This window comes from Rhodoferax sp. (assembly GCF_034519335.1).
GTDB lineage: Bacteria > Pseudomonadota > Gammaproteobacteria > Burkholderiales > Burkholderiaceae_C > Allorhodoferax.
In genome coordinates, this window is sequence record NZ_JAXHOL010000040.1 from 1 (window position 1) to 22673 (window position 22673).

12 protein-coding genes are annotated in these 22673 nt (G+C 61.3%); 2 read left to right on the forward strand and 10 right to left on the reverse strand.

Annotation, left to right across the window (positions count from 1 at the left end; genetic code table 11):
- The 10 genes from U5O12_RS17755 to U5O12_RS17800 form a co-directional block, all read right to left on the reverse strand.
- A partial coding sequence (locus tag U5O12_RS17755) for a tandem-95 repeat protein (RefSeq protein WP_322579932.1) occupies positions 1-1194 on the reverse strand: 1194 nt, incomplete at its 3' end.
- Positions 1195-1223: 29 nt separating this feature from the next.
- Positions 1224-1673 carry an Ig-like domain-containing protein gene (locus U5O12_RS17760; protein ID WP_416221523.1) on the reverse strand — a complete coding sequence of 150 codons (450 nt, stop codon included), beginning with the start codon at positions 1671-1673 and terminating at the stop codon, positions 1224-1226.
- 212 nt (positions 1674-1885) lie between these two features.
- Positions 1886-3232, reverse strand: coding sequence for a tandem-95 repeat protein (locus U5O12_RS17765; RefSeq protein WP_322579934.1), 1347 nt, complete (start codon positions 3230-3232; stop codon positions 1886-1888).
- Positions 3207-12929 (reverse strand): tandem-95 repeat protein, encoded by a 9723-nt coding sequence (locus U5O12_RS17770; protein ID WP_322579935.1) that lies wholly within the window; start codon positions 12927-12929, stop codon positions 3207-3209. The genes U5O12_RS17765 and U5O12_RS17770 overlap by 26 nt, the downstream gene beginning before the upstream one ends.
- 93 nt (positions 12930-13022) lie before the next feature.
- Positions 13023-13658 (reverse strand): response regulator transcription factor, encoded by a 636-nt coding sequence (locus U5O12_RS17775; RefSeq protein ID WP_322579936.1) that lies wholly within the window; start codon positions 13656-13658, stop codon positions 13023-13025.
- Entirely contained in the window at positions 13655-15073 is a 1419-nt protein-coding gene (locus U5O12_RS17780) for an HlyD family type I secretion periplasmic adaptor subunit (RefSeq protein WP_322579937.1), read from the reverse strand. Before U5O12_RS17780 ends, U5O12_RS17775 begins: the two co-directional genes overlap by 4 nt.
- Positions 15073-17256 carry a type I secretion system permease/ATPase gene (locus tag U5O12_RS17785; protein ID WP_322579938.1) on the reverse strand — a complete coding sequence of 728 codons (2184 nt, stop codon included), beginning with the start codon at positions 17254-17256 and terminating at the stop codon, positions 15073-15075. The genes U5O12_RS17780 and U5O12_RS17785 overlap by 1 nt, the downstream gene beginning before the upstream one ends.
- Before the next feature lie 4 nt (positions 17257-17260).
- Positions 17261-17584, reverse strand: a complete 324-nt coding sequence (locus tag U5O12_RS17790; protein ID WP_322579939.1) for a hypothetical protein — start codon at positions 17582-17584, stop codon at positions 17261-17263.
- A 131-nt stretch (positions 17585-17715) separates the two neighbouring features.
- Positions 17716-18834 carry a tRNA 2-thiouridine(34) synthase MnmA gene (gene mnmA / locus U5O12_RS17795; protein ID WP_322579940.1) on the reverse strand — a complete coding sequence of 373 codons (1119 nt, stop codon included), beginning with the start codon at positions 18832-18834 and terminating at the stop codon, positions 17716-17718.
- Between the two features lie 90 nt (positions 18835-18924).
- Positions 18925-19422: an NUDIX hydrolase gene (locus tag U5O12_RS17800; RefSeq protein ID WP_322579941.1), complete on the reverse strand. Its 498-nt coding sequence runs from the start codon at positions 19420-19422 to the stop codon at positions 18925-18927.
- Positions 19423-19600: 178 nt separating this feature from the next.
- Between U5O12_RS17800 and U5O12_RS17805 the strand changes: the two genes are divergently transcribed.
- Together U5O12_RS17805 and pntB are read left to right on the forward strand one after the other, a co-directional pair.
- Entirely contained in the window at positions 19601-21208 is a 1608-nt protein-coding gene (locus U5O12_RS17805) for a Re/Si-specific NAD(P)(+) transhydrogenase subunit alpha (RefSeq protein ID WP_322579942.1), read from the forward strand.
- Positions 21209-21220: 12 nt separating this feature from the next.
- Positions 21221-22633 carry a Re/Si-specific NAD(P)(+) transhydrogenase subunit beta gene (gene pntB / locus U5O12_RS17810; RefSeq protein ID WP_322579943.1) on the forward strand — a complete coding sequence of 471 codons (1413 nt, stop codon included), beginning with the start codon at positions 21221-21223 and terminating at the stop codon, positions 22631-22633.
- Positions 22634-22673: the final 40 nt, after the last annotated feature.

Genomic DNA, 22673 nt, shown 5'->3' on the forward strand with positions numbered 1-22673 from the left:
GGCGGTGACGGTGACATTGACGTTGGCGGTTTTTGTGATGCCGCCGGAGGTGACGGTGTAGGTGAAAGTGGGCACCGAGCCGTTGAAGTTGGTGGCTGGAGTGAAGACCAGCTGGCCGCCGACCAAAGCCACAGAGCCGTTGGACACGGCCACGGAGGCGCCGCCCTCGGTGATGGCCGAGCCGTTGACGGCGGTGATAGTGCGCCCGGCGTTCTCGAAAGAGTCATTGCCCAGCACATTGATCGTGACGGCGTTGTCCTCGGAGGTGGTGGCGGTGTTGTCGGCGATATCGGCCACGGCAGTGACGGAAATGGCCACGGTATCGACATCGCTGGCAGAGCCATCGCTGGTGGTCAGCGTGAGGGTAGCGGCGCCGTTGTAGTCGGCGGTGGGCACAAAGCTCAGGCCGTTCAATGCGCCGGTGATGGCCGCAGCGGAGCCGGAGATGGTGACCGAACCGGAGCCGTTGTTGGTGATGGTGGCGCCGGCGAAAGCCACAGCGGTCAAGGTGCCATTGGTCACCGCCACAGTGGTGGTCAGAGTGCCGCCGTCCACATCAGTCACCGACAGGGCGTTGCCATTGGCAGTACTGAATACGCGAGCGGTGTCTTCGGTGGTGGACTGAGCACCTGGAGCCGTGTTGACGGGAGGGTCGTTCACGGCGGTGACGGTGACATTGACGTTGGCGGTTTCGGTGACGCCGCCGGAGGTGACGGTGTAGGTGAAAGTGGGCACCGAGCCGTTGAAGTTGGTGGCTGGAGTGAAGACCAGCTGGCCGCCGACCAAAGCCACAGAGCCGTTGGACACGGCCACGGAGGCGCCGCCCTCGCGTGATGGCCGAGCCGTTGACGGCAGGGTGATAGGTGGCGCCCCGGCGTTCTCGAAAGAGTCACTGCCCAGCATAATGATCGTGACGGCGTTGTCCTCGGAGGTGGTGGCGGTGTTGTCGGCGATATCGGCCACGGCAGTGACGGAAATGGCCACGGTATCGACATCGCTGGCAGAGCCATCGCTGGTGGTCAGCGTGAGGGTAGCGGCGCCGTTGTAGTCGGCGGTGGGCACAAAGCTCAGGCCGTTCAATGCGCCGGTGATGGCCGCAGCGGAGCCGGAGATGGTGACCGAACCGGAGCCGTTGGTGGTGATGGTGGCGCCGGCGAAAGCCACAGCGGTCAAGGTGCCATTGGTCACCGCCACAGTGGTGGTCAGGAGTGCCGCCGTCCACATCAGTCACCGACAGGGCGTTGCCATTGGCAGTACTGAATACGCGAGCGGTGTCTTCGGTGGTGGACTGAGCACCTGGAGCCGTGTTGACGGGAGTGGTCGTTCACGGCGGTGACGGTGACATTGACGTTGGCGGTTTCGGTGACGCCGCCGGAGGTGACGGTGTAGGTGAAAGTGGGCACCGAGCCGTTGAAGTTGGTGGCTGGAGTGAAGACCAGCTGGCCGCCGACCAAAGCCACAGAGCCGTTGGACACGGCCACGGAGTGCGCCGCCCTCGGTGATGGCCGAGCCGTTGACGGCGGTGATAGTGCGCCCGGCGTTCTCGAAAGAGTCATTGCCCAGCACATTGATCGTGACGGCGTTGTCCTCGGAGGTGGTGGCGGTGTTGTCGGCGATATCGGCCACGGCAGTGACGGAAATGGCCACGGTATCGACATCGCTGGCAGAGCCATCGCTGGTGGTCAGCGTGAGGGTAGCGGCGCCGTTGTAGTCGGCGGTGGGCACAAAGCTCAGGCCGTTCAATGCGCCGGTGATGGCCGCAGCGGAGCCGGAGATGGTGACCGAACCGGAGCCGTTGTTGGTGATGGTGGCGCCGGCGAAAGCCACAGCGGTCAAGGTGCCATTGGTCACCGCCACAGTGGTGGTCAGAGTGCCGCCGTCCACATCAGTCACCGACAGGGCGTTGCCATTGGCAGTACTGAATACGCGAGCGGTGTCTTCGGTGGTGGACTGAGCACCTGGAGCCGTGTTGACGGGAGTGGTCGTTCACGGCGGTGACGGTGACATTGACGTTGGCGGTTTCGGTGACGCCGCCGGAGGTGACGGTGTAGGTGAAAGTGGGCACCGAGCCGTTGAAGTTGGTGGCTGGAGTGAAGACCAGCTGGCCGCCGACCAAAGCCACAGAGCCGTTGGACACGGCCACGGAGGCGCCGCCCTCGGTGATGGCCGAGCCGTTGACGGCGGTGATAGTGCGCCCGGCGTTCTCGAAAGAGTCATTGCCCAGCACATTGATCGTGACGGCGTTGTCCTCGGAGGTGGTGGCGGTGTTGTCGGCGATATCGGCCACGGCAGTGACGGAAATGGCCACGGTGTCGACATCGCTGGCAGAGCCATCGCTGGTGGTCAGCGTGAGGGTAGCGGCGCCGTTGTAGTCGGCGGTGGGCACAAAGCTCAGGCCGTTCAATGCGCCGGTGATGGCCGCAGCGGAGCCGGAGATGGTGACCGAACCGGAGCCGTTGTTGGTGATGGTGGCGCCGGCGAAAGCCACAGCGGTCAAGGTGCCATTGGTCACCGCCACAGTGGTGGTCAGAGTGCCGCCGTCCACATCAGTCACCGACAGGGCGTTGCCATTGGCAGTACTGAATACGCGAGCGGTGTCTTCGGTGGTGGACTGAGCACCTGGAGCCGTGTTGACGGGAGGGTCGTTCACGGCGGTGACGGTGACATTGACGTTGGCGGTTTCGGTGACGCCGCCGGAGGTGACGGTGTAGGTGAAAGTGGGCACCGAGCCGTTGAAGTTGGTGGCTGGAGTGAAGACCAGCTGGCCGCCGACCAAAGCCACAGAGCCGTTGGACACGGCCACGGAGGCGCCGCCCTCGGTGATGGCCGAGCCGTTGACGGCGGTGATAGTGCGCCCGGCGTTCTCGAAAGAGTCATTGCCCAGCACATTGATCGTGACGGCGTTGTCCTCGGAGGTGGTGGCGGTGTTGTCGGCGATATCGGCCACGGCAGTGACGGAAATGGCCACGGTATCGACATCGCTGGCAGAGCCATCGCTGGTGGTCAGCGTGAGGGTAGCGGCGCCGTTGTAGTCGGCGGTGGGCACAAAGCTCAGGCCGTTCAATGCGCCGGTGATGGCCGCAGCGGAGCCGGAGATGGTGACCGAACCGGAGCCGTTGTTGGTGATGGTGGCGCCGGCGAAAGCCACAGCGGTCAAGGTGCCATTGGTCACCGCCACAGTGGTGGTCAGAGTGCCGCCGTCCACATCAGTCACCGACAGCGGCGTTGCCATTGGCAGTACTGAATAGGCGAGCGGTGTCCTCGGTGGAGGACTGAGCACCTGGAGCCGTGTTGACGGGAGGGTCGTTCACGGCGGTGACGGTGACATTGACGTTGGCGGTTTCGGTGACGCCGCCGGAGGTGACGGTGTAGGTGAAAGTGGGCACCGAGCCGTTGAAGTTGGTGGCTGGAGTGAAGACCAGCTGGCCGCCGACCAAAGCCACAGAGCCGTTGGACACGGCCACGGAGGCGCCGCCCTCGGTGATGGCCGAGCCGTTGACGGCGGTGATAGTGCGCCCGGCGTTCTCGAAAGAGTCATTGCCCAGCACATTGATCGTGACGGCGTTGTCCTCGGAGGTGGTGGCGGTGTTGTCGGCGATATCGGCCACGGCAGTGACGGAAATGGCCACGGTATCGACATCGCTGGCAGAGCCATCGCTGGTGGTCAGCGTGAGGGTAGCGGCGCCGTTGTAGTCGGCGGTGGGCACAAAGCTCAGGCCGTTCAATGCGCCGGTGATGGCCGCAGCGGAGCCGGAGATGGTGACCGAACCGGAGCCGTTGTTGGTGATGGTGGCGCCGGCGAAAGCCACAGCGGTCAAGGTGCCATTGGTCACCGCCACAGTGGTGGTCAGAGTGCCGCCGTCCACATCAGTCACCGACAGGGCGTTGCCATTGGCAGTACTGAATACGCGAGCGGTGTCTTCGGTGGTGGACTGAGCACCTGGAGCCGTGTTGACGGGAGGGTCGTTCACGGCGGTGACGGTGACATTGACGTTGGCGGTTTCGGTGACGCCGCCGGAGGTGACGGTGTAGGTGAAAGTGGGCACCGAGCCGTTGAAGTTGGTGGCTGGAGTGAAGACCAGCTGGCCGCCGACCAAAGCCACAGAGCCGTTGGACACGGCCACGGAGGCGCCGCCCTCGGTGATGGCCGAGCCGTTGACGGCGGTGATAGTGCGCCCGGCGTTCTCGAAAGAGTCATTGCCCAGCACATTGATCGTGACGGCGTTGTCCTCGGAGGTGGTGGCGGTGTTGTCGGCGATATCGGCCACGGCAGTGACGGAAATGGCCACGGTATCGACATCGCTGGCAGAGCCATCGCTGGTGGTCAGCGTGAGGGTAGCGGCGCCGTTGTAGTCGGCGGTGGGCACAAAGCTCAGGCCGTTCAATGCGCCGGTGATGGCCGCAGCGGAGCCGGAGATGGTGACCGAACCGGAGCCGTTGTTGGTGATGGTGGCGCCGGCGAAAGCCACAGCGGTCAAGGTGCCATTGGTCACCGCCACAGTGGTGGTCAGAGTGCCGCCGTCCACATCAGTCACCGACAGGGCGTTGCCATTGGCAGTACTGAATACGCGAGCGGTGTCTTCGGTGGTGGACTGAGCACCTGGAGCCGTGTTGACGGGAGGGTCGTTCACGGCGGTGACGGTGACATTGACGTTGGCGGTTTCGGTGACGCCGCCGGAGGTGACGGTGTAGGTGAAAGTGGGCACCGAGCCGTTGAAGTTGGTGGCTGGAGTGAAGACCAGCTGGCCGCCGACCAAAGCCACAGAGCCGTTGGACACGGCCACGGAGGCGCCGCCCTCGGTGATGGCCGAGCCGTTGACGGCGGTGATAGTGCGCCCGGCGTTCTCGAAAGAGTCATTGCCCAGCACATTGATCGTGACGGCGTTGTCCTCGGAGGTGGTGGCGGTGTTGTCGGCGATATCGGCCACGGCAGTGACGGAAATGGCCACGGTATCGACATCGCTGGCAGAGCCATCGCTGGTGGTCAGCGTGAGGGTAGCGGCGCCGTTGTAGTCGGCGGTGGGCACAAAGCTCAGGCCGTTCAATGCGCCGGTGATGGCCGCAGCGGAGCCGGAGATGGTGACCGAACCGGAGCCGTTGTTGGTGATGGTGGCGCCGGCGAAAGCCACAGCGGTCAAGGTGCCATTGGTCACCGCCACAGTGGTGGTCAGAGTGCCGCCGTCCACATCAGTCACCGACAGGGCGTTGCCATTGGCAGTACTGAATACGCGAGCGGTGTCTTCGGTGGTGGACTGAGCACCTGGAGCCGTGTTGACGGGAGGGTCGTTCACGGCGGTGACGGTGACATTGACGTTGGCGGTTTCGGTGACGCCGCCGGAGGTGACGGTGTAGGTGAAAGTGGGCACCGAGCCGTTGAAGTTGGTGGCTGGAGTGAAGACCAGCTGGCCGCCGACCAAAGCCACAGAGCCGTTGGACACGGCCACGGAGGCGCCGCCCTCGGTGATGGCCGAGCCGTTGACGGCGGTGATAGTGCGCCCGGCGTTCTCGAAAGAGTCATTGCCCAGCACATTGATCGTGACGGCGTTGTCCTCGGAGGTGGTGGCGGTGTTGTCGGCGATATCGGCCACGGCAGTGACGGAAATGGCCACGGTATCGACATCGCTGGCAGAGCCATCGCTGGTGGTCAGCGTGAGGGTAGCGGCGCCGTTGTAGTCGGCGGTGGGCACAAAGCTCAGGCCGTTCAATGCGCCGGTGATGGCCGCAGCGGAGCCGGAGATGGTGACCGAACCGGAGCCGTTGTTGGTGATGGTGGCGCCGGCGAAAGCCACAGCGGTCAAGGTGCCATTGGTCACCGCCACAGTGGTGGTCAGAGTGCCGCCGTCCACATCAGTCACCGACAGGGCGTTGCCATTGGCAGTACTGAATACGCGAGCGGTGTCTTCGGTGGTGGACTGAGCACCTGGAGCCGTGTTGACGGGAGGGTCGTTCACGGCGGTGACGGTGACATTGACGTTGGCGGTTTCGGTGACGCCGCCGGAGGTGACGGTGTAGGTGAAAGTGGGCACCGAGCCGTTGAAGTTGGTGGCTGGAGTGAAGACCAGCTGGCCGCCGACCAAAGCCACAGAGCCGTTGGACACGGCCACGGAGGCGCCGCCCTCGGTGATGGCCGAGCCGTTGACGGCGGTGATAGTGCGCCCGGCGTTCTCGAAAGAGTCATTGCCCAGCACATTGATCGTGACGGCGTTGTCCTCGGAGGTGGTGGCGGTGTTGTCGGCGATATCGGCCACGGCAGTGACGGAAATGGCCACGGTATCGACATCGCTGGCAGAGCCATCGCTGGTGGTCAGCGTGAGGGTAGCGGCGCCGTTGTAGTCGGCGGTGGGCACAAAGCTCAGGCCGTTCAATGCGCCGGTGATGGCCGCAGCGGAGCCGGAGATGGTGACCGAACCGGAGCCGTTGTTGGTGATGGTGGCGCCGGCGAAAGCCACAGCGGTCAAGGTGCCATTGGTCACCGCCACAGTGGTGGTCAGAGTGCCGCCGTCCACATCAGTCACCGACAGGGCGTTGCCATTGGCAGTACTGAATACGCGAGCGGTGTCTTCGGTGGTGGACTGAGCACCTGGAGCCGTGTTGACGGGAGGGTCGTTCACGGCGGTGACGGTGACATTGACGTTGGCGGTTTCGGTGACGCCGCCGGAGGTGACGGTGTAGGTGAAAGTGGGCACCGAGCCGTTGAAGTTGGTGGCTGGAGTGAAGACCAGCTGGCCGCCGACCAAAGCCACAGAGCCGTTGGACACGGCCACGGAGGCGCCGCCCTCGGTGATGGCCGAGCCGTTGACGGCGGTGATAGTGCGCCCGGCGTTCTCGAAAGAGTCATTGCCCAGCACATTGATCGTGACGGCGTTGTCCTCGGAGGTGGTGGCGGTGTTGTCGGCGATATCGGCCACGGCAGTGACGGAAATGGCCACGGTATCGACATCGCTGGCAGAGCCATCGCTGGTGGTCAGCGTGAGGGTAGCGGCGCCGTTGTAGTCGGCGGTGGGCACAAAGCTCAGGCCGTTCAATGCGCCGGTGATGGCCGCAGCGGAGCCGGAGATGGTGACCGAACCGGAGCCGTTGTTGGTGATGGTGGCGCCGGCGAAAGCCACAGCGGTCAAGGTGCCATTGGTCACCGCCACAGTGGTGGTCAGAGTGCCGCCGTCCACATCAGTCACCGACAGGGCGTTGCCATTGGCAGTACTGAATACGCGAGCGGTGTCTTCGGTGGTGGACTGAGCACCTGGAGCCGTGTTGACGGGAGGGTCGTTCACGGCGGTGACGGTGACATTGACGTTGGCGGTTTCGGTGACGCCGCCGGAGGTGACGGTGTAGGTGAAAGTGGGCACCGAGCCGTTGAAGTTGGTGGCTGGAGTGAAGACCAGCTGGCCGCCGACCAAAGCCACAGAGCCGTTGGACACGGCCACGGAGGCGCCGCCCTCGGTGATGGCCGAGCCGTTGACGGCGGTGATAGTGCGCCCGGCGTTCTCGAAAGAGTCATTGCCCAGCACATTGATCGTGACGGCGTTGTCCTCGGAGGTGGTGGCGGTGTTGTCGGCGATATCGGCCACGGCAGTGACGGAAATGGCCACGGTATCGACATCGCTGGCAGAGCCATCGCTGGTGGTCAGCGTGAGGGTAGCGGCGCCGTTGTAGTCGGCGGTGGGCACAAAGCTCAGGCCGTTCAATGCGCCGGTGATGGCCGCAGCGGAGCCGGAGATGGTGACCGAACCGGAGCCGTTGTTGGTGATGGTGGCGCCGGCGAAAGCCACAGCGGTCAAGGTGCCATTGGTCACCGCCACAGTGGTGGTCAGAGTGCCGCCGTCCACATCAGTCACCGACAGGGCGTTGCCATTGGCAGTACTGAATACGCGAGCGGTGTCTTCGGTGGTGGACTGAGCACCTGGAGCCGTGTTGACGGGAGGGTCGTTCACGGCGGTGACGGTGACATTGACGTTGGCGGTTTCGGTGACGCCGCCGGAGGTGACGGTGTAGGTGAAAGTGGGCACCGAGCCGTTGAAGTTGGTGGCTGGAGTGAAGACCAGCTGGCCGCCGACCAAAGCCACAGAGCCGTTGGACACGGCCACGGAGGCGCCGCCCTCGGTGATGGCCGAGCCGTTGACGGCGGTGATAGTGCGCCCGGCGTTCTCGAAAGAGTCATTGCCCAGCACATTGATCGTGACGGCGTTGTCCTCGGAGGTGGTGGCGGTGTTGTCGGCGATATCGGCCACGGCAGTGACGGAAATGGCCACGGTATCGACATCGCTGGCAGAGCCATCGCTGGTGGTCAGCGTGAGGGTAGCGGCGCCGTTGTAGTCGGCGGTGGGCACAAAGCTCAGGCCGTTCAATGCGCCGGTGATGGCCGCAGCGGAGCCGGAGATGGTGACCGAACCGGAGCCGTTGTTGGTGATGGTGGCGCCGGCGAAAGCCACAGCGGTCAAGGTGCCATTGGTCACCGCCACAGTGGTGGTCAGAGTGCCGCCGTCCACATCAGTCACCGACAGGGCGTTGCCATTGGCAGTACTGAATACGCGAGCGGTGTCTTCGGTGGTGGACTGAGCACCTGGAGCCGTGTTGACGGGAGGGTCGTTCACGGCGGTGACGGTGACATTGACGTTGGCGGTTTCGGTGACGCCGCCGGAGGTGACGGTGTAGGTGAAAGTGGGCACCGAGCCGTTGAAGTTGGTGGCTGGAGTGAAGACCAGCTGGCCGCCGACCAAAGCCACAGAGCCGTTGGACACGGCCACGGAGGCGCCGCCCTCGGTGATGGCCGAGCCGTTGACGGCGGTGATAGTGCGCCCGGCGTTCTCGAAAGAGTCATTGCCCAGCACATTGATCGTGACGGCGTTGTCCTCGGAGGTGGTGGCGGTGTTGTCGGCGATATCGGCCACGGCAGTGACGGAAATGGCCACGGTATCGACATCGCTGGCAGAGCCATCGCTGGTGGTCAGCGTGAGGGTAGCGGCGCCGTTGTAGTCGGCGGTGGGCACAAAGCTCAGGCCGTTCAATGCGCCGGTGATGGCCGCAGCGGAGCCGGAGATGGTGACCGAACCGGAGCCGTTGTTGGTGATGGTGGCGCCGGCGAAAGCCACAGCGGTCAAGGTGCCATTGGTCACCGCCACAGTGGTGGTCAGAGTGCCGCCGTCCACATCAGTCACCGACAGGGCGTTGCCATTGGCAGTACTGAATACGCGAGCGGTGTCTTCGGTGGTGGACTGAGCACCTGGAGCCGTGTTGACGGGAGGGTCGTTCACGGCGGTGACGGTGACATTGACGTTGGCGGTTTCGGTGACGCCGCCGGAGGTGACGGTGTAGGTGAAAGTGGGCACCGAGCCGTTGAAGTTGGTGGCTGGAGTGAAGACCAGCTGGCCGCCGACCAAAGCCACAGAGCCGTTGGACACGGCCACGGAGGCGCCGCCCTCGGTGATGGCCGAGCCGTTGACGGCGGTGATAGTGCGCCCGGCGTTCTCGAAAGAGTCATTGCCCAGCACATTGATCGTGACGGCGTTGTCCTCGGAGGTGGTGGCGGTGTTGTCGGCGATATCGGCCACGGCAGTGACGGAAATGGCCACGGTATCGACATCGCTGGCAGAGCCATCGCTGGTGGTCAGCGTGAGGGTAGCGGCGCCGTTGTAGTCGGCGGTGGGCACAAAGCTCAGGCCGTTCAATGCGCCGGTGATGGCCGCAGCGGAGCCGGAGATGGTGACCGAACCGGAGCCGTTGTTGGTGATGGTGGCGCCGGCGAAAGCCACAGCGGTCAAGGTGCCATTGGTCACCGCCACAGTGGTGGTCAGAGTGCCGCCGTCCACATCAGTCACCGACAGGGCGTTGCCATTGGCAGTACTGAATACGCGAGCGGTGTCTTCGGTGGTGGACTGAGCACCTGGAGCCGTGTTGACGGGAGGATTGTCATCATCGACGATGGTGCCCACACCTTGGCTGTCGGTGATGACAGCGCCGACGGCGTTGGAGAGGTTGATGTTGAAAGACTCGGCGCCTTCAAAAACCGTGTCGTTGTTGATGGAGACGGTGATGGTCTGGGTGGCGACGTTGGCGGCGAAGTTCAGAGTGCCAGCGACGGCGGTGTAGTCGTTGCCTGCGCCGGAGGTGGCGGAGTCATTGGCGCTGGCGTACTGGACGGAGGCGGCCTGGGAGAGATCGCCTGCGCGGGTGACGGTGAAGGTCACGGTGCCGGCAGCCTCATTGATGGTGACATCGTTGATGGAGAAGCCGGGGCGGTCATCGTTGGCAGTGCCGCCACCGGGCAGGGTGCGGCCATCGTCGACGATGGTGCCGGTAGCACTGGAAGTGCCCAAGGTAGCGCCGGAGACATTGGAGAGGGAGACGGTGAAGTCTTCGCTGATCTCGTAGGTCGTATCGTTGGTGATATTGACCGTAATGGTCTTGGTCGTCTCATTGGCCGCAAAGCTCAGAGAGCCGTTGGTTGCGGTGTAGTCAGAGCCCGCGGTGGCGGAGCCATTGGAGGTTGCGAAATCGACGGTGACAGGCAGGTTGGTCGAGCCGGTCTTGGTGACCGTGAAAGTGACGGTGCCGGCGGCCTCATCGATGACCACATTGGAGCCGATGGAGACAGAAGGACGGTCATCGTTGGAGGTACCGCCGCCGGGCAGGGTACGGCCATCGTCGACGATGGTGGCGACTTGAGAGTTATCACCGATGGTGGCGTTGGTGGGCGTGCTGATTTGCAGGCTGAAAGACTCGGCACCTTCGAAGACCGTGTCATTGGTGATGGGCACGGTGATGGTCTTGGAGGTCTCGTTGGCGGCGAAGTTCAGAGTGCCAGCGGTCGCGGTGTAGTCGCTGCCGGCGGCGGCGGAGCCGTCCACGGTAGTGAAGGCCACGGAGGAGGCCAGATTGGTGGAGCCGGTCTTGGTGACCGTGAAAGTGATGGTGCCAGCGGCCTCATCGACGATGAAGTCCGAACCCACGTTGAAGACCGGGCGGTCGTCGTTGGCGGTACCACCGCCGGGCAGGGTGCGCCCGTCATCGACGATGGTGCCCACACCTTGGCTGTCGGTGATGACAGCGCCGACGGCGTTGGAGAGGTTGATGTTGAAAGACTCGGCGCCTTCAAAAACCGTGTCGTTGTTGATGGAGACGGTGATGGTCTGGGTGGCGACGTTGGCGGCGAAGTTCAGAGTGCCAGCGACGGCGGTGTAGTCGTTGCCTGCGCCGGAGGTGGCGGAGTCATTGGCGCTGGCGTACTGGACGGAGGCGGCCTGGGAGAGATCGCCTGCGCGGGTGACGGTGAAGGTCACGGTGCCGGCAGCCTCATTGATGGTGACATCGTTGATGGAGAAGCCGGGGCGGTCATCGTTGGCAGTGCCGCCACCGGGCAGGGTGCGGCCATCGTCGACGATGGTGCCGGTAGCACTGGAAGTGCCCAAGGTAGCGCCGGAGACATTGGAGAGGGAGACGGTGAAGTCTTCGCTGATCTCGTAGGTCGTATCGTTGGTGATATTGACCGTAATGGTCTTGGTCGTCTCATTGGCCGCAAAGCTCAGAGAGCCGTTGGTTGCGGTGTAGTCGGAGCCGGCAGTGGCAGAGCCATTGGCGGTTGCGAAATCGACGGTGACAGGCAGGTTGGTCGAGCCGGTCTTGGTGACCGTGAAAGTGACGGTGCCGGCGGCCTCATCGATGACCACATTGGAGCCGATGGAGACAGAAGGACGGTCATCGTTGGAGGTACCGCCGCCGGGCAGGGTACGGCCATCGTCGACGATGGTGGCGACTTGAGAGTTATCACCGATGGTGGCGTTGGTGGGCGTGCTGATTTGCAGGCTGAAAGACTCGGCACCTTCGAAGACCGTGTCATTGGTGATGGGCACGGTGATGGTCTTGGAGGTCTCGTTGGCGGCGAAGTTCAGAGTGCCTGCGGTCGCGGTGTAGTCGCTGCCGGCGGCGGCGGAGCCGTCCACGGTAGTGAAGGCCACGGAGGAAGCCAGATTGGTGGAGCCGGTCTTGGTGACCGTGAAAGTGATGGTGCCAGCGGCCTCATCGACGATGAAGTCCGAACCCACGTTGAAGACCGGCGCTGTGTCGTTGTCAACAATAGTGCCTGTGCCGATTGCGCCACCTACGTTAACAAGAAGGTATTCCTCATTTTCATACGATACATCGTTGACGGTCGGGATTGTGATGTTGAATCCATTTACGCCCGCGGGGACAGTTATTGTCCCCGATAGTGCATTGAAGGTCACGCCATTGTTAAAAACTGGAGTGCCATAGTCGCTCGCAGTGGCCGCTTGCGAAGCGGGTGCGCCACCGGAGAGGGAGAAGCTGTATGTCACCGTTTGTGTCGTTGTTCCGGACAAACTGACGGAATAGGACAGCGATGTGCCTTCTATTTCGCGCGGGCTAGACACGCCGATAACCGTTGGGTCTGAGATGGCCTGTGCAATGCTGCTATTGCTGTCTGTTCCACTTTGGAAAATTGGCTCTTCAGTTATTTCTTGGGCCGAACGCTGAATGTCCAATGGTGCCAACTCTTCGCTAATACGAACCAAACGGACAAAACTGTGAGAGTCGCCACCTTCTCCGCCGCCCAGTCCCGCCGCCGTGGCTTCCAGCTCGGCAGACAAGTCACCAGTGCCAGTGGCCAATGCGCGGGCAACGGCTTCTGCGCCACTGTTGAGGTCTTTCAGTGCTGCCTCAGTGGGGTCTGTCGTTGCTGTCCCTAGTAAGTTGGCATCGAGCAGCAATTCGCGGCCAGACGCAATGTTCAAAGGTTGGCCGTTGGGCAAAGCCAGTTCCAGAACGGAGCCGTCTTCCGTGGCGATTACCTGGCCTTCCTGAACCTCATCGCCAACTTTCAAGTCTCGCCGGCTGCCATCCACATTGACGATCCAGGCTTTGCCTTGGAGGATCACGACAACACCACGTGCTTGGGCGGTAACTTGGTTGGCAGCCATACAAACTCCGGAATTCAGCTAATTTAGATCAGCTGACTCTAGAGTACGCACGGGCTCTTGCCTATTGTCCTCAAGTACAGGTTGTGTGAACTTTTACTGTATTCCGTGTACTTTAAGCGCCAATTGAAGGCGGTCTGCGATGCCCAATTTTTCAAAAACAGCACTTAAGTGGGCTTTGACCGTTCTTTCGGAGATATCACAGCGCTTGGCGATATCCTGGTTGGATGCGCCCTTTGCAGCCAACAATGCGACTTGTTTTTCGCGCGTAGTCAGGTTGGCTGCCCATGCGTCAGCCTCGGCCGTGTGTGTGGTTACATGGTTGGCTGTTTGAATCAACTTCTGCATGAGCGTCGCACCGATCCAGACGTGGCCCGCCCGCACGACTTGTTCGACTTGGCGCAGGGTGTTAGCGTCCGCATAGGCATGGCAATACGCAGCACAACCGGCGTCTAGCGCAGTAACCGCTTCTGCATCCTTGGGGTAGGAGTTCGCGGCAATCACCCGCAATTGCGGGTGCCGCAGCAGCGCGGCCCAATCAGGATGGCTCCAGGTCGGCAGTTGTGGTGTGGCCAAGTCGACCCATAGCAGGGAGGGGGCAGAGATGGAATGGGGGGGGATGTCATTCAATCCGTTGAGCGCTTTACCTTTGGTGTCTTGCAGTGCCGTTTTCCAATGCGACAGTAGTCCGATATCCCGGCTCAGGTATAGCCCTTTGGTAGCTCCGTTCATCGTTCGGTCAATGCCTTTGCCTTGGCTCGCAAGATGGGTTTGAGCAAATAGGACAAAACCGTCTTCTTGCCCGTCAAGATATCCACTTCAGCGACCATGCCGGGAATGATGGGTAGCTTTTGTTGACCGATCGTGTTAGACAGTGTGCGAACCCGGACCACGAAATAGGCATTGCCTTTTTCGTCCACTACGCTGTCTGCTCCGATTTGTTCCAGTGTGGCTTCAAGACCACCGTACACCGCAAAGTCATAGGCAGTGAACTTCACCAGCGCTTTTTGTCCGGGTCGTAAGAAGGCAATGTCACGTGGCAAAACCTTGGCTTCCAAGAGCAAGGCGTCGTCCGATGGAACCAACTCAATGACGTCTTTGCCAGGCTGGACTACGCCGCCCACCGTGTTGACCTTGAGCTGTTTCACTGTGCCATTCACAGGTGAGCGGATTTCTGTCTGTTTCACTCTGTCTTCCAGCGCTGCGCTTCCTTCTGAAAGCGTGCTGAGTTTGGCATTGACTTCACTCAGCTCGGAGCGGGCTACGTTACGAAACGTCAACTCAATCTCCTGGATTTTTCGATTGGCCTCTGACACAGCAGACTCTAGACGCGGAATATCTGAGTTGGCGCTATCGCGTTCTCCGCGATAACGGGCAACGTCGCGTTCCAGTCGCAATAGTTCCACATCCGAAACCGCGCCCGTGCGGACCAAGGGGCGGGTCATCTCCAACTCCCTTGCGGTCAAAGTGTAGCTTTGTGCGGCTTGTTCGCGACGTGCTCGGATCGACACCAGCTCTTGGGAGCGCTGGGTAGATTGCTGTCGCGCGACACCAATCGTGGCATCCAGTTCCGCGCGGCGCGATTCGTACAGTGCACGTTCGGCCTCCACAATTTCAGGGGCTTGTTGTGCAACTTCTTCCGGCGGGACGAAACGTGAGCCCTCTGCCAAAGCGCGCAATCGAGCTCCTTTGGCCAGCAGTGCTAGATATTGCGACTGGTTTTCCCGCAGGGAAGACACCATGCGCGTAGGATCCACTTTCAGCAACAAATCGCCTGCTTTTACGGTCTGCCCCTCGCGCGCCAGAATTTCTGAGACGATGCCTCCATCCAGGCTTTGTAAGATTTGAATCTGACGGGAGGGAATGACCTTGCCCTCACCTCGCGTCACTTCGTCTAGCACCGCAAAGGCAGACCACAGTAGTAGCACCGCTAGGGAGGCCACGCTCAGCCAGATGACAATACGCGCGCCTTTTGGAGTTTGTTCTGCGATCGCCCAATCCGCGTTCGCATCGAAGTCGCCATCCTGCTCGCTGTGTTTGCCTACGATGGCCAGCATGCCGCGGTCTATCCAGGATGAACTCCAGGCATAAAAGCGATCCCATGCCATCTTCCAGCGTGGTTTGACGATGGGGGCGTCATCCGTCATCAGGCTGCCCTCCCGATGCGGCCACTTTGCAAAGCTTCGACAACTTGTGCTTTGGGGCCGTCCGCCATGATTTGCCCATTGTCGATCACGATTAACCGGTCAATCAGTTCAAGTAGGGATGTGCGATGGGTGACCAGCACCACGGTCTTGCCCATGGTGAAGCGCCGCAAGCGCGCCTTCAGTAGATCTTCACTCTGGTGGTCCATCGCACTGCTTGGCTCGTCCAGCAGCAAAATGGGGGAGTCATTGAGCACGGCACGTGCGATGCCTACCGCCTGTCGTTGGCCGCCCGAAAGGGACTCGCCGCGCTCGCCAATGGGCATGTCAAAGCCACGGGGGTGGCGATTGGCAAACTCGGTGACTCCGGCAATCTCAGCCGCAGCGATCACGTCTTGGTCGTCGGCAAACGGCGCCCCCAGAGAAATATTCTCTTTCAGCGTGCCATAAAACAGACTTACATCTTGCGAGACGAATCCCGCAGCCCTACGAAGCTCGGCTGGGTCAATTTGTCGGGAATCAATGCCATCGATCAAGATAGCACCTTCGGTGGGCTGGTGCAGACCCAAAATGAGGCGCTGTATGGTGGATTTTCCTGAGCCTACGCGCCCGATGAACGCTACTTTCTCACCTGCATGAATTTTGAATGACACCCGGCTCAGCACCGCCTGCTGTTGGCCCGGGTAGGTGAAGCTCACATTCTTGAATTCGATCGTGCCCTGGAAGCCCGTGCGATGCAGGAATGCTGCATCGTCAGCCCGTTCGGGTTGCGTTTGCATGTGGGTGTCCACTGAAGCCAAACCACTCTTGGCGCTGTGGTACTGCATGAGCAGGCCTGCCACCTGACCAAATGGCGCCATGGCGCGCCCCGCGAGCATCGATGCCGCGATGATGGCCCCCATACTGATTTGATTGGCCATCAACAGGTAAACGCCCACGATGACAGTCGTGACTGAGACCAGCTGCTGCATCATTTGCGCAAAATTGAGCGTGCTACTGGACAAGAGCTTGAGTTTGGCACCGTGCTGCGCCAGAAACACGGTGGACTGCTCCCACTTGCGCTGAAATGCGCTCTCGGCCACCATGAATTTGATGGTCTCAATCCCAACCAGGCTTTCGACCAGCGATGCATTGCGCTGTGCTGTTGCGCGCTGGGTTACTTCCACCAGCTCTTGCATTTTTTGTTGGACCACCAGAGAGGCCAGAAGCAGCAGCGCAATACACACCAAAGGTGGAATGAGCAGCCATGGGGAAATCCAGGCAATCACCAATAAAAAAACCAACACAAAAGGCAGGTCTACCAAGGTGGTGATGGATGCGGAAGCCACAAAGTCGCGCACCGCCTCAAACGCCCGCAGATTGGCGGCAAAGGAGCCTACCGATGCTGGACGGTCTGCCATGCGCAGGCCTAACACCCGTTCCATGATGCGGGACGAGAGGGTGACATCAATGCGTTTGCCAGCGGTGTCCAGAATGTAGGCGCGCAAAATGCGCAGCGCCATGTCAAAACCCATCATCAGCAATACACCAATGGCGAGGACCCACAGGGTTTCCTCGGCCCGGTTGGGTACCACGCGGTCATACACCGTCATGGAGAACATGGGCATGGCAAGCGCGAATACATTGATCAGCAAGGCCGCCAACAGACTGTCTCGGTAGAGTCGCCAGTTCTGAAATACCACCCCCCAAAACCAATGCCCCGATTTGATCTGGCCGGTTTGTGGGTTGCGCGGCTCGAACTTGAAAACGGGACGAACAAAAAACACCACGCCTGCATACAGGGCCTCCAGTTCTGCCTTGGGCAGAACGTCACTGGATTCGCCGCTTTCTGGGAAGCGGACGCGGGCCTGACCGTCTTCCATCCACTCCAGTAGCAGACAGGCTTGTTTGTCTTTCAGTAACAGGATGGCCGGCAACAGACCCGGGCGCAGGTCGGTGAGTTCACGGCGCGCCAAGCGTGCCGTGAGACCTGCCCGTGCAGCGGCACGGGGCAGTAATGCCGGCGTCACCAGGTTGCCCTCAAGGGGCAGGCCGGCCGACAGTGCCTCTTGGCTCGTAGAAATCCCGAAGAGCCGGGCAATGGCCACCACGCTGTCCAACAAGGGATCGAAGTGAATGCCGTGCTCTCCCAGCCTCCAAGCGGCAGGTTTGGTAGGCGGAGGTGTTGGTATTGCTTGGGTCACCATGGGCTCAGAGAATCCGCTCGTCGCCACCCAGCAGGTTCAGAGCGCCTTGCATGCGGTTACGCAGCCCCTTGCGCAGCATGAGCTTGCGTTGGGCAGCATCCGGCAAATCGGTATGGCGAATGACGTTCTTCATGATGAGCGTGTCGATCAGGTCTTCCAGCACGCGCACAAATTCGGCGTCCGCTTCATTGAAACCAGACACTCCGCCCTTGCTGCCCAGAAAGCGCTGAATATCGGGGTGGTCGTCTGCCAGAATTTCGCCGCCGGGTCGCTCGCTTCGGGCTAATGAGGCAATGGATCCGTCGCTGTTGCGTAGTACGTGGAACATGGCCGTGGGCTTTCAAGTGGTCCCTGGCGAACTGTTTGCCATTCGCTTGTCTGAAGATGTTAGCACCTGCTTCGGTTCTGGCGATGCCAAAAAAGTCATGAAACAGGGCATTTTCTCGTCAACGTGCACGCTCAAACGGCGGCCTGTGCCACTGCAATGACACCGCCGCCGAGGCAGATGTCGCCTTCATACAGAACTGCGGACTGTCCTGGGGTCACGGCCCACTGTGGTGTGCCAAAGTTCAGCACGAAGGACGCGCCAGCTTCGGGTGCCAGTACGCAGGGGGCGTCTGCCTGGCGGTAGCGGGTCTTGGCTGCCAGCAGCCCGGAGGATGGGGGGTGGCCTGCAGTCCAACTTGCATCCTGGGCTTGCAATTGGCTGGACAGGAGCCAGGGGTGTTCATGCCCCTGCACGACCCACAAGGTGTTGTTCTCCATATCCTTGCGTGCCACAAACCAGGGGGCGTGATCACCGCCGCCGCGCTGGGCTCCTTTGGTTTTCAACCCGCCAATACCCAAGCCCTGGCGTTGCCCCAGGGTGTAAAACGACAGGCCCACATGTTCGCCAATGGCGTGGCCCTTGGCGTTCTTGATGGGACCGGGTTCTTTGGAAATGTAACGATTCAGGAACTCGCGGAACGGACGCTCGCCAATGAAGCAGATCCCTGTGGAGTCCTTCTTTTTGGCATTGGGCAGCCCAATCTCATCCGCAATCCGGCGCACCTCGGTCTTGTGCAGCTCGCCCACGGGGAACAGCGTCTTGGACAATTGGGCCTGGTTCAGGCGGTGCAAGAAGTAACTTTGGTCCTTGGCCGGGTCCAGGCCCTTGAGCAACTCGTGCTTGCCGGTCACGTCGTTCAGGCGCACCCGCGCGTAATGGCCCGTGGCAATCATCTCGGCCCCCAGGCGCATGGCGTGGTCCAGAAAGGCCTTGAACTTGATCTCGGCGTTGCAGAGGATGTCGGGGTTGGGTGTGCGGCCTGCCTGGTACTCGCGCAGAAATTCGGCAAACACCCGGTCGCGGTAGTCGGCGGCAAAATTGACGTGCTCGATCTCGATGCCCAGCACGTCAGCCACGGCGGCGGCGTCGACAAAGTCGATGTTGGAGGAGCAGTACTCGCTGTCGTCGTCATCTTCCCAGTTCTTCATGAAGATGCCGACCACCTCGTGGCCTTGTTGTTTCAGCAGGTGGGCGGTGACGGCGGAATCCACGCCGCCGCTCAGGCCCACCACGATGCGTTGCTTGCTCATGCGTCGATTTTACTGGTGCAGCGGTGGCCTGGTTTTAAGCATAAATAATGCCCCTGGCCCTTGCGGATATTGCGCAAGCAGCTCCTATTTTTATAGCGGTGTGGCCGGGTTCCATAGCGACGTGTCGGCATAGACTAGTTCCAGCGGGTAGTGCTGGCCGCGCAGGTAGTCCTCCATGCACTGCAGTACCAGTGGGCTGCGGTGCCGGGCCTGGCTGGCGCGCAGCTCATCGGCGGTCAGCCACACTGTGCGTTCAATGCCGGTGTCCAGCGTGCGGCCTGCGTCAAAGGCACCCAGGGTGCCCGCGTAGGCAAAACGCAGGTAGGTCACGTCTTCCAGCACATCTGCGCGCTGGCGCTGAAAGCGCGACAGGTACAGGCCCACTAGGTGGGTGGGTGTGAAGGCGTAGGCCGTTTCCTCTAATACCTCTCGGGAACAACCCTGAGCGGGCGATTCCGCCGGGTCCAGGTGGCCGGCCGGATTGTTCAAGCGCAGGCCTTCTGGGGTGTGCTCTTCTACCAAGAGAAATCGGCCACGCTGCTCTATGACAGCAGCCACAGTGACACTGGGTTTCCATCGTTGAGTCATGTCGGATTATGAACATACAAGGTTGGGCTGTTTTGCGCCCGGCCCTTGCGCCAGGGGCGTCAGGTGGGCGGTTGCGCTGGGAAATTCAGTTAAAGTTGCCGCCCAGATACCTTTCGCCAAGCTTACCGCTGCGAAACACGCCCAGGGCTAGGCCCCATCCATGTTGAGGAGTCGCTTAATGCAGACCAGTGTTCCCACTGAAAAAGGACAGCGTATTGGTGTTCCCAAGGAAATTTTTCCTGGTGAAAAACGCGTTGCTACTGTGCCGGACGTTGTGGAGAAGCTGATCAAGCTGGGCTTTCGGGTCAGTGTGGAGTCGGGTGCAGGCGCCCTGGCCAACTGTGACGACGATAGCTACCGCGCCGCGGGTGCTGATGTGGTGGCGACTGCCGCCGAACTTTGGGCCCAGTCCGACATCGTCTTCAAGGTGCGCGGCCCATCCAGTGAAGAAGCAGCCTTGTTGCGCGAAGGCGGCACCCTGGTCAGTTTCATTTGGCCGGCCCAAAACCCCGATCTCTTGCAACAACTGGCTGCACGCAACGCTACCGTGCTGGCAATTGACGCGTTGCCCCGTACATTGAGCCGTGCCCAGAAGATGGATGCGCTGACCTCCATGGCCGGTGTGAGTGGCTACCGCGCCGTCATCGAAGCGGCCAACGCGTTTGGCCGTTTCTTCAATGGCCAGATCACGGCCGCCGGCAAGGTGCCTCCCGCCAAGGTGTTTATTGCCGGTGCCGGCGTGGCAGGCTTGGCCGCCATCGGCACCGCAGCCAGCTTGGGCGCTATCGTGCGTGCCAATGACACCCGCGCGGAAGTGGCCGACCAAGTGGTCTCTCTGGGCGGTGAGTTCGTCAAGGTGGACTACGAGGAAGAGGGCGGTGGCGGTGGCGGTTATGCCAAGGTGATGTCCGAAGGCTTCCAGGCCGCGCAGCGCGCCATGTACGCGCACCAGGCCAAAGAGGTCGACATCATCATTACCACCGCGCTGATCCCCGGCAAGCCTGCGCCCAAGCTCATCACCGCCGAGATGGTGCGCAGCATGAAGCCCGGCAGCGTGATCGTCGACATGGCCGCCGAGCAAGGCGGCAACTGTGAACTGACCGAGCCCGGCCAGGCCGTCGTCAAGTATGGCGTGACCATCGTGGGCTATACCGACCTGGCCTCGCGCCTGTCCAAGCAATCATCCACCCTCTATGCCACCAACCTGTTCCGCCTGAGCGAAGAGCTGTGCAAGACCAAGGACGGCATTGCCAATGTCAACATGGAAGACGACGCCATCCGCGGCCTGACGGTCATCAAGGACGGCGCCATCACATGGCCTGCGCCGCCGCCCAAGGTGGCAGCCGCTCCCGCGCCCAAAGCCGCCGCACCTGTTGTGGCAAAAAAGCCAGCCCACGGCCACGGTGCTGCGAGCGAGCCCATGTCGGCCAAGAGTCTCCTTGTTTTGATGGCCGTGGCGGCTGTGCTGTTCTGGGTGATCGGTAGCTATGCACCAACGGCGTTCCTTGGCCACTTCACGGTGTTTGTGCTGGCCTGCTTTGTGGGCTACATGGTGGTGTGGAACGTCAAGCCCGCGCTGCATACGCCGCTGATGAGTGTGACCAACGCCATCAGTAGCATCATCGCCATCGGTGCGCTGGTGCAGATTTCTCCGGTTGCGGGTGCGGTGGGTCGGCCTGACAGCCTGATTACCTGGCTGGCGGCTGCGGCCATTGTGCTCACGGCCATCAATATGTTTGGCGGTTTTGCCGTCACCCAGCGCATGCTGGCCATGTTCCGCAAGTAAGGAGACCTGAAGATGTCTGCAAGTTTGGCTACGGTCTCCTACATTGGCGCGACCATTCTGTTTATTCTGAGCTTGGGCGGCCTGTCCAACCAGTCCACCGCGCTGCGCGGCAATCTGTACGGCATGGTGGGCATGGCACTGGCCGTACTGGCCACGGTGTTTGGCCCCACGGTAACTGCCGCTGGGTTGCCCTGGATTGCCGGTGCCATGATCTTGGGCGGTGGCGTAGGCCTGTACGCGGCTCGTACCGTGCAAATGACTCAGATGCCGGAGCTGGTGGCGCTGATGCACAGCATGGTAGGCCTCGCCGCCTGCCTGGTCGGTTTTGCCAGTTACGTCGACACCTCTATTCAGCACACCGGTGCCGAGAAGGTCATTCACGAAGTGGAGATCTACATCGGCATTTTTATTGGTGCAGTCACCTTCTCTGGCTCGCTGATCGCTTTTGGAAAACTCAACGGCAAGATCGGTGGCAAGCCGTTGCTGTTGCCAGGCCGCCATTTGTTGAATCTGGCAGGCTTGCTGGTAGTTCTCTGGTTCGGACGTGAATTCATTCAATCCACTTCGGTAGCCGAAGGCATGACCCCGCTGATTGTTATGACGGTGGTGGCTTTGTTGTTCGGTGTGCATATGGTCATGGCCATCGGCGGCGCCGACATGCCCGTGGTGGTGTCTATGCTCAATAGCTACTCCGGTTGGGCCGCAGCGGCTACCGGTTTCATGCTGTCCAACGACCTGTTGATCGTGACCGGTGCGCTGGTGGGTTCCAGTGGTGCCATCCTGTCCTACATCATGTGCAATGCCATGAACCGCAGCTTTATTAGCGTGATTGCGGGTGGCTTCGGTAGCGCCCCAGCCGCACCCAAAGCTGACGGTGGGGCCGTGCAGCCTGCTGGTGAAGTCGTAGCGGTCAACGCTGGTGAGACCGCGGAGCTGCTGCGCGAAGCCAAGAGCGTGATCATCGTTCCCGGCTATGGCATGGCGGTAGCCCAGGCCCAGCACACCGTGTTCGAGATCACGCGCACCCTGCGGGAAAAGGGTGTCAACGTACGCTTTGGTATCCACCCCGTGGCAGGACGCATGCCCGGCCACATGAATGTGCTATTGGCCGAAGCCAAGGTGCCCTACGACATCGTGTTCGAGATGGAAGAAATCAACGATGACTTCCCTGAGACCGACGTGGTGATGGTGATTGGCGCCAACGACATCGTGAATCCGTCCGCACAAGATGATCCGAGCAGTCCGATTGCCGGCATGCCGGTGCTCGAGGTCTGGAAGGCCAAGACGTCGATTGTGATGAAGCGCAGTATGGCTTCGGGCTACGCGGGTGTGGACAACCCCCTGTTTTACAAAGACAACAACCGCATGTTGTTTGGCGATGCCAAGAAGATGCTGGACGAAGTGCTGGGTATCTTGAAAGCCTGATGGGCGCGCGGAAATACTAGGGAAATCACACGACCGGGCA